This window comes from Micromonospora sp. NPDC049257 (assembly GCF_040678915.1).
GTDB classification, from domain to species: domain Bacteria; phylum Actinomycetota; class Actinomycetes; order Mycobacteriales; family Micromonosporaceae; genus Micromonospora; species Micromonospora antibiotica.
Genome location: NZ_JBFAQU010000002.1, coordinates 453,839 through 468,425, shown reverse-complemented (window position 1 = coordinate 468,425; position 14,587 = coordinate 453,839). Strand labels below are relative to the sequence as shown.

The following is a 14,587-nucleotide window of genomic DNA, read 5'->3' as shown; positions in this document are numbered from 1 at the left end:
TCACGCAGGGGCGGAGCGGGCGGAGGACACGAGAAGGGCCCGGCGCGAGGCGCCGGGCCCTTCGTCGTACCCGGGAACTAGCTGTCGCCGCCGGTCTCACCGACCGGGGCGGCGTTGACGTCGTCGATCGCGTACTTCTTGGCCGCCTCGGCCGGGACACCGGCCGGGATCGTCCCGCGCAGGGCGAGCTGCCGCAGCGTCGCCACCGCAACCGACTCGGCGTCGACGTGGAAGTGCCGACGCAGCGCGTGCCGGGTGTCCGACATGCCGAAGCCGTCGGTGCCGAGCGAGGTGTAGTCACCAGGTACCCAGCGGGCGATCAGGTCCGGTACCGCGCGCATCCAGTCGCTGACCGCGACCTTCGGCCCGTCGGCCTCGGCCAGCTTCTCCTGGATGTACGGCACCCGCTGCTCCGCGCCCGGGTTGAGCAGGTTGTGCTCCTCACAGAGCACCGCGTCGCGGCGCAGCTCCGACCACGAGGTCACCGACCAGACGTCGGCGGCCACCCCCCAGTCCTGGGCGAGCAGCTGCTGCGCCTTGAGCGCCCACTGCATGCCGGTGCCGGAGGCCAGGATGTTGGCCCGCGGCCCGTCGACCTGCGGGGCCGGCGCATAGCGGTAGATGCCCTTGAGTAGCCCCTCGACGTCCAGCTCGGACGGCTCGACCGGCTGGTGGATCGGCTCGTTGTAGACGGTGAGGTAGTAGAAGATGTTCTCCTGGTCCTCGCCGTACATCCGGTGCAGGCCGCGCTCCACGATGTGCGCCAGCTCGAACCCGAACGCCGCGTCGTAGGCGACCACCGCCGGGTTGGTCGCGGCCAGCAGCAGCGAGTGGCCGTCCTCGTGCTGGAGGCCCTCACCGTTGAGCGTGGTCCGCCCGGCGGTCGCGCCGAGGACGAAGCCCCGGGCCATCTGGTCGGCCGCCGCCCAGAAGCCGTCACCGGTGCGCTGGAACCCGAACATCGAGTAGAAGATGTACATCGGGATCATCGGCTCGTCGTGGGTGGCGTACGCGGTGCCGGCGGCGGTGAACGAGGCGACCGAACCGGCCTCGTTGATCCCCTCGTGCAGGATCTGCCCGGTCGTCGACTCCTTGTAGGACAGGAACAGGTCCCGGTCGACCGAGGTGTACCGCTGGCCGTGCGGGGAGTAGATCTTCGCGGTCGGGAAGATCGAGTCGAGGCCGAAGGTACGCGCCTCGTCCGGGATGATCGGCACCCAGCGCTTGCCGAACTCCTTGTCCTTCATGATGTCCTTGAGCAGGCGGACGAAGGCCATCGTGGTGGCCACCTTCTGCTTGCCCGAGCCGCGCTTGACGTCGGAGAACCGCTCCGGCCCCGGGATCGACAGCTTCTTGTGGCTGGTCCGCCGGGACGGCAGGTAACCGCCGAGCTGCTCGCGCCGCTCCCGCAGGTAGGCCATCTCGTCCGAGGACTCACCCGGGGTGTAGTACGGCGGCAGGTAGGGGTTGTCCTCCAGCGCCTTGTCCGGGATGTCCAGGTAGAGCCGGTCGCGGAACAGCTTGAGGTCGTCAAGCGTCAGCTTCTTCATCTGGTGCGTGGCGTTGCGGCCCTCGAAGTGCGAGCCCAGCGTCCAACCCTTGATGGTCTTGGCCAGGATGACGGTCGGCTGCCCGGTGTGCTCGGTGGCCGCCTTGTATGCCGCGTAGAGCTTGCGGTAGTCGTGCCCGCCCCGCTTGAGGTTCCAGATCTCGTCGTCGGACAGGTGCTCGACCATCTTGCGGGTCCGCTGGTCCCGGCCGAAGAAGTGCTCCCGCACGTACGCCCCGGACTCCGCCTTGTAGGTCTGGTAGTCGCCGTCGGGGGTGGTGTTCATCAGGTTGACCAGCGCGCCGTCGGTGTCCGCGGCGAGCAGCGGGTCCCACTCCCGGCCCCAGACCACCTTGATCACGTTCCACCCGGCGCCCCGGAAGAACGCCTCCAGCTCCTGCATCACCTTGCCGTTGCCCCGGACCGGGCCGTCCAGCCGCTGAAGGTTGCAGTTGATCACGAAGGTGAGGTTGTCCAGCTCCTCGCGGGCGGCCACGCCGATCGCGCCGAGCGACTCGACCTCGTCCATCTCGCCGTCGCCGAGGAAGGCCCAGACGTGCTGCTGGGAGGTGTCCTTGATGCCCCGGTGCTGCAGGTAGCGGTTGAACCGGGCCTGGTAGATCGCGTTCAGCGGGCCCAGACCCATGGAGACCGTGGGGAACTCCCAGAAGTCGGGCATCAGCCGCGGGTGCGGGTAGGACGGCAGTCCGCCGCCCGGGTGGGACAGCTCCTGCCGGAACCCGTCGAGCTGGTCCTCCGAGAGCCGACCCTCCAGGAACGCCCGCCCGTACATGCCGGGGGAGGCGTGCCCCTGGTAGAAGATGTGGTCGCCGCCGCCCGGGTGGTTCTTGCCCTTGAAGAAGTGGTTGAAGCCCACCTCGTAGAGGGAGGCGGAGCTGGCGAAGGTGGAGATGTGCCCACCGACGCCGATCTCCGGCCGCTGCGCCCGGTGCACCAGCATCGCCGCGTTCCACCGGACGTACGCCCGGATCCGCCGCTCGATGTGCTCGTCACCCGGGAACCAGGGTTCCTGCTCCGGGGTGATGGTGTTGATGTAGTCGGTGGTGGTCAGGGACGGCACCCCGACCTGCCGCTCGCGGGCCCGCTCCAGCAGGCTCAGCATGACGTACCGGGCGCGTTTGGTTCCGCGCTCGTCGATGACACCGTCGAGCGACTCGACCCACTCGCTGGTTTCTTCGGGGTCGATGTCCGGAAGCTGGCTCGGCAGACCAGCGGTGATCACCGGGCGCTTGCGTTCCGTAGCCACAGGCGTTCCCTCGGTTGTGTGTGGGATAGGTCTCTAGCGCCATCCTGCCCTCTGGTGGCACCCGTCGTCACCTCTAGCTCCCCCAGACGCGACGCTGAACACAGGTACCCACCGGTAACTTTGCCCGGTCGGCCGCGTCGGGGCCGGCCGCCGTCGCCCCGCCGGGGTCGGCCCACCGGGGGCCCGGCCCCGGCGGCCGGGGACGGCGGCGGTAACGGGTCGGATGCGGCAGAATGCGCCGTATGCGCAGCGAGGTGATCACCGTCCGGACCGGTTCCCGACCCACCGTCGTCGACGTCACGGCCGAGGCCGAGCGATTCGTCGCCGGGCAGGGCGACGGCCTGCTGCACGTCTTCGTGCCGCACGCCACCGCCGGGGTGGCGATCATCGAGACCGGCGCCGGCTCCGACGACGACCTGCTGCGGGCCCTCGACGACCTGCTGCCCACCGACGACCGCTGGCGGCACCGGCACGGCTCGCCCGGCCACGGCCGCGACCACGTGCTGCCCGCCTTCGTGCCGCCGTACGCGACCCTGCCGGTGCTCGGCGGGCGACTCCAGCTCGGCACCTGGCAGTCGGTCTGCCTGGTCGACCCCAACGGTGACAACCCGTCGCGCCAGCTCCGTTTCTCCTTCCTCCCCGGCTGACCCCGCCCCGCCCGCCCTCGCCGCCGGCCACCCGGGCGCCGAGTCCCGTCGCCCGGCCGTCCCGTCGCCCGGCCGTCCCGTCGCCCGGCCGTCCCGTCGCCCGGCCGTCCCGTCGCCCGGCCGTCCCGGCCCCCGGCGCGTCCCGGCCGCCGCGTCGGGGCGGCTCAGCGCAGCCCGGTCTCCGTCTCGACGGTGTACCGGTCCCGGTCCACGCCCGGCGGCAGCGCGCGGGCCGTCGTCGGCGGGCGGTCGCCCGTCTGGTGCAGGCCGGGCACCCGGTCCTCGACCACGAACGACGCCCGGGGGTACGCCGGGGCGCCCGCCCGGCTCACGTACGGCAGCACCATGAAGTCCGCACTGAGCTGCGCCGGGGTGATCGTGGTCCGGACGAAACCGCGCAGGTCGTTCTGGAACCGCAGGTGGGGATTGGTGCGCAACCAGGGGTGCGAGCCGCTGGCCGAGTCGAAGCCGTCCCCGCCCGAGGTGACCGAGGAGCAGACCAGCTCGGTGCCGACCGTCCGCGCGCCCGGGTCGGTGTAGTCCAGCTTCAGGTCGGCCGCCCAGTGCGCGTGCACGTCCCCGGTGAGCACCACCGGGTTGCGTACCCCGGCGGTCACCCAGCCCCGGGTGATCCGGTCCCGGGAGGCCAGGTAGCCGTCCCAGGCGTCCATGCTGGTCAGCCGGGTCGGCCCGGGGTCGCGGTCCCGGGCGGCGAAGAACACCTGCTGGGCGAGGAGGTCCCAGCGGGTGTCGGAGCGGCGGAACCCGTCCAGCAGCCACTGCTCCTGTGCCGTCCCGGTGATGGTGCGGCCCGGGTCGGCCGCCGCCGGGCAGTCCCGGTAGCCGTCCCCGCACGCCTGGTCGTCCCGGAACTGCCGGGTGTCGAGCAGGTGGAAGGTGGCCAGCCGCCCCCAGCGCAACCGCCGGTGCAGCGCGATGTCCGGACCGCGCGGCACCGAGGCCCGCCGCAGCGGCATGTTCTCGTGGTACGCCTGGAAGGCGGCGGCCCGCCGGGCCAGGAAGTTCGGGTCCGGCTCCTCCGGCACCGCGCCGGCCCAGTTGTTCTCCACCTCGTGGTCGTCGAAGACCACCGCCCAGGGGGCCACCGCGTGCGCCGCCTGCAGATCCGGGTCGGTCTTGTACTGGGCGTGCCGCTGCCGGTAGCCGGCCAGTGTCCGGGTCTCCGGCCCCTCGTGCCCGCGCGGCCGGTCCGGGCCGTACTCCCGGGCGTACTCGTACTGGTAGTCGCCGAGGTGCAGGATCAGCTCCGGCGCGCTCTCGGCCAGCCGCCGGTAGGCGGTGAAGTACCCCTGCTCGTAGTGGGAGCAGGAGACGAAACCCATCGCCAGCGCGGCGGGCAGGGACGCCGGGTCGGGCGCGGTGCGGGTCCGGGCGGTGGGGGAGAGGTGCCCCTCGGCCCGGAACCGGTAGAAGTACTCCCGCCCCGGCAGCAGCCCGGTCAGCTCGACGTGCACGCTGTGCGCCGACTCGGGCCGGGCGATCGCCGTACCCCGCTGGACGACGTGCCGGAACAGCTCGTCGGCGGCCACCTCCCACTGCACCTCGACCGTCCGGTCGGGCATGCCGCCCAACCCGTCCTCGGCCAGCGGCTGCGGGGCCAGCCGGGTCCACAGCACCACCCCCTCGTGGTCCGGGTCGCCGGAGGCCACCCCGAGGGTGAACGGCCAGATCAACGGTCGGTGGCGGGCGGTGCCCACCGGGCGGGCGGGACGCCCGTCGGCGGCGTCGGCGGACGTCGGCAGACCGGCGGTCGCGCCGGCCGCGCCGAGCGCCGCGCCGGAGAGCAGGACGGTACGGCGGGACAGTGCCATGGGAACCTCCCGGGACGGGGTGCGTACCTGACCCCGGCAGCGTCGCGACCCACGGTGACCGTCAGGTGACGACTGGAGACCGTCGTCGTCTCCGCCAGCCGAACAGCGGCCGGCGACCGCCCCGGGCGGCGTGTCGGGCGGCCGTTGGTCGGGCGGCGCAGCCCGACGTCGGCATCCGGCGGGCAGCGGTGTCGATCGGCCCGGTGGTGCGGTGGGCGGTAGGCGCGGCCGTACAGTCGGGGGATGACGCAGGGTGCCGGCCGCACGCAGGCCGACCGGGGCGACCGCGCCGGGTTGACGGGCGAGACGGTACGCCGGTTCCTGCACGTCGCCGACGCGATCCGGCACGACCAGGAGGCCGCTCTCGGTGCGCTGGGACTCACCCCGGCGGCGGCCCGCGCACTGTGCGAATTGGACCCGGACCGGCCGTCGCCGGCGCGTGACCTCGCCGTCCGGTTGGCGTGCGACCGGTCCAACGTGACCGCCCTGGTCGACCGGCTGGAACAGGCCGGGCTGGTCACCCGCCGGGTCGACCCGATCGACCGGCGGCAGAAGACACTGCTGGTCACCGACGAGGGCCGCCGGGTGCGGGAACGGGTGCGCGAGGCGCTGTCGGGTTCCCGGCTGCTCGTCGGATTGACCGTCGAGGAGCTGTCCACGCTGCGGGAACTGGTGGAGAAGGTGTCCGACGGGGACTGCCCGCAGCGGTGCGCGGTGGACTGACTCACCCCGGTCGGGTCGTGTCTGAGTGGGCGACCGTGGCCTCCGTCGGTAATGCTGATCGCGTGACCACCCCGCAAGATCTCGACGACCGGTTCCGGGAGACCCTGGGCGCGTTACCCGAGCCCGAGCGGCGGCGTGACCCCGGGCAACCGCTACGGCCGGCCGCCGCGCTGACCGGCCGGCAGTTGCTCGCCCTCTTCGACGCGCAGGTGACCAGCCGTCAGCTCGACCTGGCCGGCCGCTGGCTGCGCAGCTTCGACGAGGGCTTCTACACGATCGGCTCCGCCGGGCACGAGGCCAACGCGGCGGTGGCCGCGGCGCTGCGCCCCACCGACCCGGCCCTGCTGCACTACCGCTCGGGCGCCTTCTACTGTCTGCGCGCTGCCCAGGCGGCCGGCAGCTTCCCGGGCGGCGACGCCTCGGCCGGCAGCTTCCCGGACGGTGACGCCGTGGCTGTCGGCTCCCCGGGCGGCGAAGGTTCGGCCGGCAGGTTCCCGGACGGTGACGGCCCGGCCGGCAGCTTCCCGGATGGCGACGGCCCGGCCGGCAGCTTCCCGGGCGGCGACGCCGTGGCTGTCGGCTTCCCGGACGGCGACGGCCCGGCCGTCGACCGCACCGGCGGGGACGGCGTGGCGGCGATCGGTTCCCCGCCCGCCGGCGGTGACCCCGACGACGGCACCGCCCCGGGGGCCGGTGAGCCGGAATCCCTCCACCCGGTCGGGGCACCGGACCGCACAGGTGCGTCGTCGGCCGCCGGGAGCGGCCCCGCCGGATCGTCGCCGGCAGCCGGTCCAGCGGCCGACGCCGGGGACGAACGCCCCGCGCCGGTGGGCACGACCGACCCCCTCGACGGTGACGCCGGCCCGGTCGGCCAGCCCGTCCCGGTCGGCCCGGTGGCCTACCGGGTGGGCAGCGACGGCACCACCGAGCCGGTGCCCCGGCAGCGGCCCGCCGCCCCGGAGGGCACCCCCGCCGCCCCCGCCGCCGCCCCGGTGACCGCCGCCCCGGACCCCGCCCCGGGCAGTCCCACCGCCGCCGATGCCGTCCCCACCGCCACCGATGCCGTCTCCGGGGGTCCCGTCTCCGCCGGTCCCGGTCCGGCCGGCCCCGGGCTCCCGGTGACCGGGACGTCCCCGGCAACGGCGGTCGACCCGGGACCGGGCGGGGACGACGGGTGGCAGGAGGCGTACGCCGGGGCGGCCCGGGACGTGCTGCGCGGGATGGTCGCCTCGACCCTCGACCCGATCGCCGGGGGCCGGCACAAGGTCTTCGGCCGGGCCGACCTGGCGGTGGTGCCGACGACCTCCACCATCGCCTCGCACCTGCCCCGGGCGGTCGGCCTGGGCCTGGCCCTGGAACGGCTGCGCCGGATCGACACCGCCGGCCGGCGCGACGACCCGGCCGGTCCGCCGCGCTCGCCGTGGCCCCGCGACGCCATCGTGGTCTGTTCGTTCGGCGACGCCTCGGTCAACCACGCCAGCGCCACCGCCGCGTTCAACACCGCCGGCTGGTACGACCACACCGGCCTGCGGATCCCGGTGCTCTTCGTCTGCGAGGACAACGGCCTGGGCATCAGCGTCCGGTCGCCGGACGGCTGGGTGGAGCGGGTCCTGCGGGCCCGGCCCGGGGTGCGCTACTTCACCGCCGACGGCACCGACCCGGTGGCCGTGCACGTGGTGGCCGCCGAGGCCGCCGGCTGGGTGCGGCGGCACCGGCGGCCGGCGGTGCTGCACCTGCGGACGGTACGGCTGCTGGGGCACGCCGGGGCGGACGCCGAGCGGGCGTACCGCAGCACCGCCGAGATCGCCGCCGACGAGGCGCGCGATCCGGTGCTGGCCACCGCCCGGCTGCTCGTCGAGGCGGGGGTGGCCACCGGCGAGGAACTGCTGGCCCGCTACGACGAGCGGGGCTGGCAGGTGCGGCGGACCGCCGAGGAGGTGCTCGACGAGCCGAAGCTGGCTGCCCCGGTCGACGTGGTGGCCCCGCTGTCGCCCCGCCGGCCCAAGCGGGTCGCCACGACGGTGGCGCAGGCGGCGCAGCGGGCGGCCGGGCCGGATGCGGCCGACCGGGTGGCGGCGTTCGGTGGCAAGCCCCCGGAGTTGGCCGGCCCGCTGACCCTGGCGCAGAGCATCAACGCCGCGCTCGCCGACGGGATGCTCAGCCACCCGCAGTTGGCGGTCTTCGGGGAGGACGTCGCGGCCAAGGGCGGGGTGTACGGGGTCACCAAGGGGCTGCGGGAGCGGTTCGGGGCGGCCCGGGTCTTCGACACCCTGCTGGACGAGACGTCGGTGCTGGGGTTGGGGCTGGGCGCCGGGCTGGCCGGGATGCTGCCGGTGCCGGAGATCCAGTACCTGGCGTACCTGCACAACGCCGAGGACCAGCTGCGGGGCGAGGCGGCCACGTTGCAGTTCTTCTCGCAGGGGGCGTTCCGCAACCCGATGGTGGTTCGGGTGCCGGGGCTGGCCTACCAGGAGGGGTTCGGCGGGCACTTCCACAACGACAACTCGGTGGCCGTACTGCGGGACGTGCCTGGTCTGGTGGTCGCGGTGCCGGCGCGGCCGGACGACGCCGGTCCGCTGCTGCGGACCTGCCTGGCCGCCGCCGTGGTGGACGGCACCGTCTCGGTGTTCCTGGAGCCGATCGCGCTCTACCACACCCGGGACCTGTACGAGCCGGGTGACGGCGAGTGGCTGGGGTCCTACGCCGAGCCGGCCGACTGGGCGGCCGGTCACGCGCCGATCGGCCGGGCCCGGGTGTACGGCGTCGGCTCGGCCGAGGACGTCACCATCGTCACGTTCGGTAACGGGGTGCGGATGTCGCTGCGGGCGGCGTCGACCCTGGCCGACGAGGGGATCGGCTGCCGGGTGGTGGACCTGCGGTGGCTGGCACCGCTGCCGGTGGCGGACCTGATCCGGGAGGCGTCCGCGACCGGTCGGGTGCTGGTGGTGGATGAGACCCGGCGGTCCGGCGGGGTCGGTGAGGGGATCCTCGCGACGCTTGTCGACGCCGGATTTGTGGGAGCGGCGCGGCGGGTGGCCGCAGTCGACTCGTTTGTACCATTAGGTCCGGCTGCCCGTCAGGTGCTGGTCTCCGAGGATGCCATTACCCAGGGTGCCCGTACGCTGCTGGCACGGTAAATTCCGTTCCACCCGGTGCGCCACTTGCGCGACGGACCACAACTGTGTGGACTCTGCCTGACGGCGTCACCGCGACGCCGCTGGGCAGGGACGAGATGAGGAGGCACGCGACAGTGAGCGCGACCGCTGGTCAGGCCGCCGACGGGGTACGTCTCCTGGCGGACCGGTTCGGGATCGAACCGGGCATGGTCGTCATGGAGATGGGGTACGACGAGGACGTCGACCAGGATCTCCGGGACGCCCTGACCGACCGCTGTGGAGAACTGGTCGACGAGGACACCGACGAGGTGGTCGACGCGGTGCTCGTCTGGTACCGCGACGGAGACGGTGACCTCTTCGAGCTCCTCGTCGACGCCCTCGGTCCGTTGGCCGACGCCGGAGTCGTGTGGCTGTTGACCCCGAAGGCCGGCCGGGACGGGCACGTCGAGCCGAGCGAGGTCGCCGAGTCGGCGCAGACCGCCGGGCTCCAGCAGACCTCGACCCTCAACGCCGGCCTGGACTGGAGCGCCGCCCGGCTCGTGCTGCGCCGGGGGTCCAAGGGGCGTAAGTAGGCTCCCCGGCCGGGCCGTGGCCCAACTGAGCAATCCCGCACCCGGGGCGTCCGCGCCGGGTGTGGCAGGCTGGACCCACCTCAGAGTCGACCCAAGGAGTTCGCATGCCGATCGAGGTTGGTGCCGAGGCGCCCGACTTCCTGTTGAAGGACCAGAACAACCAGGAGGTACGGCTCTCGGACTACCGGGGCAACCGCACCGTGCTGCTGGTCTTCTACCCGCTCGCCTTCACCGGCATCTGCCAGGGTGAGCTGTGCGAGGTGCGGGACAACCTCAACGACTACGTCAACGACGACGTGCAGGTGCTCACCGTCAGCGTCGACTCGATCTACGCCCACAAGATCTGGGCCGAGAAGGAGGGCTACCAGTTCCCGCTGCTGGCCGACTTCTGGCCGCACGGGGCGGTCGCCCAGGCGTACGGCGTCTTCAACGACCTCGCCGGCATCGCCAACCGGGGCACCTTCGTCATCGACAAGGCGGGCATCGTCCGGTTCGCCGAGATGAACATGCCGGGTGAGGCGCGTGACCAGCAGAGCTGGCGCAAGGCGCTCGCCGACACGGTCGCCGCCTGACGTTCCCGCGGCGACCGCGCGTGCCGTCGTACCGGTTCCGTCGGTGCGGCGGCACACCGCTCGATCGGCACACCGTTGCGACGGGCCGGCGGCCGGCAGGTAAGCTTGCCAGCCACCGGCCCGCCCGCACGGGCGTTCCGGGCGCGTAGCTCAGTGGGAGAGCACTCGCCTTACAAGCGAGGGGTCGCAGGTTCGAAACCTGCCGCGCCCACCCCGCACCACAGGCACCGTGGCGATCCCGTAGAGCGGGGATCCGGCGGCTGACCGCAGCGACGGTCCCGACCGGCCTCCCGTGGAGACGTACATCGGGCATACTCGCCTGGTGGATCAGGGACGCCGGATCGCCGAGCGCATGTACGACGCGTTCAACCGCCGGGACGTGGCGGCCATCGAGACCATCTTCGCCGGCACCTTCTACAGCCATCCGTTGCGGGCCACCGGCCGGGGGCGCGTGCAGCAGGCCTGGCAGCAGATGTGGGCGCAGCATCCCGACCTGAGGGTGACCCTGAAGGATCTGGTCGCGGACGGAGAGCGCGTGGCGACCCGGACCGAGATGGTCGGCCTCGCCGACGGCTCGACGGCGACGATGCTGGAGATGTTCACCTTCCGCGACGACCGGATCGTGGAGCTGTGGGGCCTGTCGGCGAAGCCGCAGGCCGCCCCCGACCGGCCCGAGGCGTGAGGCGCTGCCGTCGTGGTGGCCCGGGCGACGCCCCCGGGCCCGAGGCGGGGAGACACCGGTGAGCTACGCGGACGTCAACGGGTTGCGCCTCTGGTACGAGGAGCACGGCGACGGACCGCCGCTGGTGCTGTTGCACGGTGGTTACGGCTCGACGGAGACGTTCGCCCCGATCCTGCCGGCGTTGGCCGAGCGTCGCCGGGTGATCGCGGTGGATCTCCAGGGCCACGGCCGGACCGCCGACGTGGACCGACCCCTGCGGTACGAGTCGATGGCCTACGACGTCGCCGCGCTGCTACGCCACCTCGACCTGCCCGGGGCGGAGGTGCTCGGCTACTCCCTCGGTGGCGGGGTGGCGCTGCGTACCGCGATCCAACACCCGGAACTGGTGCGTCGGCTGGTGCTCATCTCCACCCCGTGCCGGCGGCGGGGCTGGTATCCCGAGGTGCTGACCATGATGGCCGGCCAGGACGAACGGGCGGGCGAGCAGATGCGTGGTACGCCCCCGCACCAGCTCTACCAACGGATCGCCCCCCGGCCCCAGGACTGGCCGCAGCTGTGGGCCAAGTCCGGTGCCCTGCTGCGCCACGAGTACGACTGGTCGCCGGAGGTGGCCGCCCTCGCCGTACCGACCCTGCTGGTCTTCGCCGACGCCGACTCGATCCCGGTCACCCACATGGCCGAGTTCTACCGGCTGCTCGGCGGTGGCCACCGGCACCCGGGCGCAGACGGCACCGGCCGCCCCACCTCCCGCCTGGCGGTACTCCCCGGCCTCACCCATCACGACATCCTCACCACCCCCCTCCTGCCCCAACTGGTCGTCCCCTTCCTCACCCACCAGCTCCGCTGACCCCGACCCGCCGAGGTCACCCCACCACCGGTGCGGTGATCAAGAGGTATTCGTCAGAAAAGCGGTGCAGGCTGACGTGAACCTCTTGATCACCGGACTGCTCCGGGGGTTTCGAGGCGGTGGCGGAGCCAGGGGACGAGGGCGGTGGCCTGGGCCTGTTGGAAGGCACGGACGGTGGGGATGCCGGCCGGTGGCGGGCGGCGGGCGCTGTCGGTGAAGAAACCGGCCAGGCCGGCATAGAAGCCGGTCAGGGTGGCGGGGTCGACATCGGCGGTGAGTGGCAACCGGCGCAGCAGCGCCTCGGTGTCGTGCCCGCCGTGCAGCCGCACGTTGACCAGCAGCAGCGCCGTGTCCAACCAGGTGGGCCCCCGGCAGGCCCACGGCCAGTCCACCACGGTGACCGCACCGTCCGCGTCGATCAACAGGTTGTCGGCCCGCACGTCCAGGTGGCACAGGGTGTCGCCGGTCAGCCCGGCCAGCCCCCGGTCGGCCGCCGCGCACAACTCGACCAGGTGCGCGGCGACCCACGGGTCGAGCCGGGGCGGCGGGTCGGCGACGATCCGCCGCCAGCCGGCGAAATCGTGGGCCAGCCGCTCGGCGGCGGTCGGCACGTCCGGCACCGGGCTCGGGGTGAGCGTGTCGGCCAGCGCCTCCAACGCGCGCAGCACCGGGTCGAGGTCCGCGGGCCGCCACGGCGTGTGCGGGTGCCGGCCGTCGACATCGGTGAGTACGAGCGCCACCCACTCACCGTCGTCGTGACAGCCGAGCAGCCGGGGCGTCGGGGCGCACCGGGGCAGTGCGGCCGTGTGCCGGGCCTCGGCGCGGTGCATCCGGGGGGTGTCCGGGTTCTGCGCCGAGCTGACCGCCTTGACGAACGCCCGTCGCCCGTCGGCCGTCAGCACCCGGTCGGCCGTGCCGGGGGAGTATCCACCGGGCTGGGAGACCGCTTCGACCACCCGGTCACCGATGATCCGTTCCACCGCCTGCCGGACATGCCCGGGCAGCTCATCCCACCCGATCCTGCCCCCACCCGCGTTCGCATCCGCCATCCCCCCACCCTGGCGAGCACCCCACACCCCAGGCAACCCGATTACCCCACCCACCCCACGTACCGCCCCACCCCCGTCCCCGTCCCCGCCCTCGTCCCGTCCCCGCCCCCGCCCCGTCCCCGCCCCCGTCCCCGCCCTCGTCCCGTCCCCGTCCCCGTCCCCGCCCCGTCCCCGCCCTCGTCCCGTCCCCGCCCGCGCCCCGTCCCGGTGATCAAGAAGTTTGCGTCACCCCACCGGCCCGACCTGACGCAAACCTCTTGATCACCCGCCCACCCCCACCGCTGTTTTCGGTGATCAAGAGGTTTACGTCATTCCGCCCGGGTGGGTTGACGTAAACCTCTTGATCACCGGGGCGGGGACGGGGGAGGGCGGGGACGGGGGAGGGGCGGGGGCTCGGCTGGGGCATGGGTTGGGGTTGGGGGGGAATGCGGGCGGGACGGTTCTGGGGAGGAGTGACGGATGAGGGGTCCCACCGGATTGACCATCGGTGTGCTCGGCTCGTACGGCGGTCGGAACCTCGGTGACGAGGCGATCCTCACCGGTCTGCTGGCTGACCTGCGGGAACAGGAGCCGAACGCCCGGATCATCGTGTTCTCCCGTAATCCGGCGCACACCGCGCTGGCCCACCCCGACGTCGAGGCGGTGCCCTGGGAGGGCGTGAGCCGGGTCGACTCGGCCGAGGTGCTGGCCCAGCTCGACCTGCTCATCCTCGGCGGGGGCGGCATCCTGTACGACAAGGAGGCCCGCCGCTACCTGCGCGTCGTGCGGGTCGCCCAGGAACGTGGGCTGCCCCTGCTGACGTACGCGGTGGGGGTCGGGCCGCTCAGCGACGGGGTGGACACCGGCATGGTCCGGGAGACGCTGGCCGGGGCGACCGAGGTGACCGTCCGGGATCAGGAGTCCCGGATGGTGCTGGAGGAGGCCGGGTTGCTCAACCCGATCACCGTCACCGCCGACCCGGCGTTCCTGTTGGAGCCGGAGGACTTTCCGGCCCGGCTGCTGCGCGAGGAGGGGGTGCCCGCCGGCAAGCGGCTGGTCGGGCTGAGCGTCCGGGAGCCGGGGCGGGCCGCGGAACGACTCGACGTCGACGGGTACCACCGGTTGCTCGCCCAGATCGGCGACTTCCTGGTGCAACGGATCGACGCGCACGTGCTGTTCGTACCGATGGAACGCGACGACATCCGGCACTCGCACGGGGTGCTGTCCCACATGATCGCCGCCGACCGGGGGCGCATCCTGCACGGTGACTACTCGCCCCGGCAGGTGCTCGGCCTGATGAAGCACTTTGACCTGGCGGTCGGCATGCGGCTGCACTTCCTGATCTTCGCGGCGATGGTCGGCACCCCGTTCCTGCCCCTGCCGTACGCGGGGAAGGTCTTCGACCTGGCCCAGCGGCTCGGCGTGCCGGCGCTGCGCGGCGTGGAACGTGAGGTGGAGGGTCCGCTGCTGGCGGAGGTCGACCGGCTCTGGGACGAACGGGACTCCCGCCGCGAGGCCACCGCCCGCCGCGTCGCCGAGGTGTGCGACCAGGCCCGAGGCACCTCCCAGGTCACCCGGGCGGTGCTGGACGGCCTGCGTTCACGCACCCTGGCCCGGATGGCCGCCTGATCGGCGGGCAGGCGGCCCGGATGGTTGTGTGATCGGCGGGCACGAGGCCCGGATGGTTGTGTGATCGGCGGGCACGCGGCCCGGATGGTTGCCTGATCGGCGGGCAGGTCGGTTCCCGGCAAC

Annotated in this window: 11 protein-coding genes and 1 tRNA gene; 9 read left to right on the top strand and 3 right to left on the bottom strand. The window is 73.2% G+C overall.

Features of this window, described 5'->3' with window-relative positions; translation table 11 throughout:
* Positions 1-77: 77 nt before the first annotated feature.
* On the bottom strand, positions 78-2,816 hold the full coding sequence (aceE, locus tag AB0K25_RS06030; RefSeq protein WP_363818764.1) for a pyruvate dehydrogenase (acetyl-transferring), homodimeric type: 2,739 nt from the start codon (positions 2,814-2,816) through the stop codon (positions 78-80).
* Positions 2,817-3,058: 242 nt separating this feature from the next.
* On the opposite strand from aceE, the gene AB0K25_RS06025 reads away from it, so the two are divergent.
* On the top strand, positions 3,059-3,463 hold the full coding sequence (locus AB0K25_RS06025; protein WP_219464114.1) for a YjbQ family protein: 405 nt from the start codon (positions 3,059-3,061) through the stop codon (positions 3,461-3,463).
* A gap of 164 nt (positions 3,464-3,627) precedes the next feature.
* Here the strand turns inward: AB0K25_RS06025 and AB0K25_RS06020 are convergent, their stop codons facing one another.
* Entirely contained in the window at positions 3,628-5,295 is a 1,668-nt protein-coding gene (locus AB0K25_RS06020) for an alkaline phosphatase D family protein (RefSeq protein WP_363818760.1), read from the bottom strand.
* A 243-nt stretch (positions 5,296-5,538) separates the two neighbouring features.
* Here AB0K25_RS06020 and AB0K25_RS06015 point away from each other — a divergent pair, with 243 nt between their 5' ends.
* The 7 genes from AB0K25_RS06015 to AB0K25_RS05985 all read left to right on the top strand — a co-directional run bounded on the left by AB0K25_RS06015 (position 5,539) and on the right by AB0K25_RS05985 (position 11,807).
* On the top strand, positions 5,539-6,018 hold the full coding sequence (locus AB0K25_RS06015; RefSeq protein WP_363818757.1) for a MarR family transcriptional regulator: 480 nt from the start codon (positions 5,539-5,541) through the stop codon (positions 6,016-6,018).
* A 62-nt stretch (positions 6,019-6,080) separates the two neighbouring features.
* Positions 6,081-9,155, top strand: a complete 3,075-nt coding sequence (locus AB0K25_RS06010; protein ID WP_363818754.1) for a thiamine pyrophosphate-dependent enzyme — start codon at positions 6,081-6,083, stop codon at positions 9,153-9,155.
* Between the two features lie 113 nt (positions 9,156-9,268).
* Entirely contained in the window at positions 9,269-9,706 is a 438-nt protein-coding gene (locus AB0K25_RS06005) for a DUF3052 domain-containing protein (RefSeq protein ID WP_091238156.1), read from the top strand.
* A gap of 104 nt (positions 9,707-9,810) precedes the next feature.
* Positions 9,811-10,278 (top strand): peroxiredoxin, encoded by a 468-nt coding sequence (locus AB0K25_RS06000; protein ID WP_204959437.1) that lies wholly within the window; start codon positions 9,811-9,813, stop codon positions 10,276-10,278.
* 139 nt (positions 10,279-10,417) lie between these two features.
* Positions 10,418-10,489: transfer RNA gene (locus tag AB0K25_RS05995), tRNA-Val, on the top strand.
* 111 nt (positions 10,490-10,600) lie between these two features.
* Entirely contained in the window at positions 10,601-10,960 is a 360-nt protein-coding gene (locus tag AB0K25_RS05990) for a nuclear transport factor 2 family protein (RefSeq protein WP_219464110.1), read from the top strand.
* Between the two features lie 58 nt (positions 10,961-11,018).
* Positions 11,019-11,807, top strand: a complete 789-nt coding sequence (locus AB0K25_RS05985; RefSeq protein ID WP_363818750.1) for an alpha/beta hydrolase — start codon at positions 11,019-11,021, stop codon at positions 11,805-11,807.
* 89 nt (positions 11,808-11,896) lie between these two features.
* Here the strand turns inward: AB0K25_RS05985 and AB0K25_RS05980 are convergent, their stop codons facing one another.
* Positions 11,897-12,856: a phosphotransferase gene (locus tag AB0K25_RS05980; RefSeq protein ID WP_219464107.1), complete on the bottom strand. Its 960-nt coding sequence runs from the start codon at positions 12,854-12,856 to the stop codon at positions 11,897-11,899.
* 459 nt (positions 12,857-13,315) lie between these two features.
* On the opposite strand from AB0K25_RS05980, the gene AB0K25_RS05975 reads away from it, so the two are divergent.
* Complete coding sequence (locus AB0K25_RS05975; RefSeq protein WP_219464106.1) at positions 13,316-14,464, top strand: polysaccharide pyruvyl transferase family protein; 1,149 nt, start codon at positions 13,316-13,318, stop codon at positions 14,462-14,464.
* Positions 14,465-14,587 lie beyond the last annotated feature (123 nt).

What these genes read in the sequence shown, in the direction of transcription:
- AB0K25_RS05975 (WP_219464106.1), top strand. Translation starts at nt 13,316, where the DNA reads ATGAGGGGTCCCACCGGATTGACCATCGGTGTGCTCGGCTCGTACGGC.
- AB0K25_RS06015 (WP_363818757.1), top strand. Translation starts at nt 5,539, where the DNA reads ATGACGCAGGGTGCCGGCCGCACGCAGGCCGACCGGGGCGACCGCGCC.
- AB0K25_RS06000 (WP_204959437.1), top strand. Translation starts at nt 9,811, where the DNA reads ATGCCGATCGAGGTTGGTGCCGAGGCGCCCGACTTCCTGTTGAAGGAC.
- AB0K25_RS06020 (WP_363818760.1), bottom strand. Translation starts at nt 5,295, where the DNA reads ATGGCACTGTCCCGCCGTACCGTCCTGCTCTCCGGCGCGGCGCTCGGC.
- AB0K25_RS06025 (WP_219464114.1), top strand. Translation starts at nt 3,059, where the DNA reads ATGCGCAGCGAGGTGATCACCGTCCGGACCGGTTCCCGACCCACCGTC.
- AB0K25_RS05980 (WP_219464107.1), bottom strand. Translation starts at nt 12,856, where the DNA reads ATGGCGGATGCGAACGCGGGTGGGGGCAGGATCGGGTGGGATGAGCTG.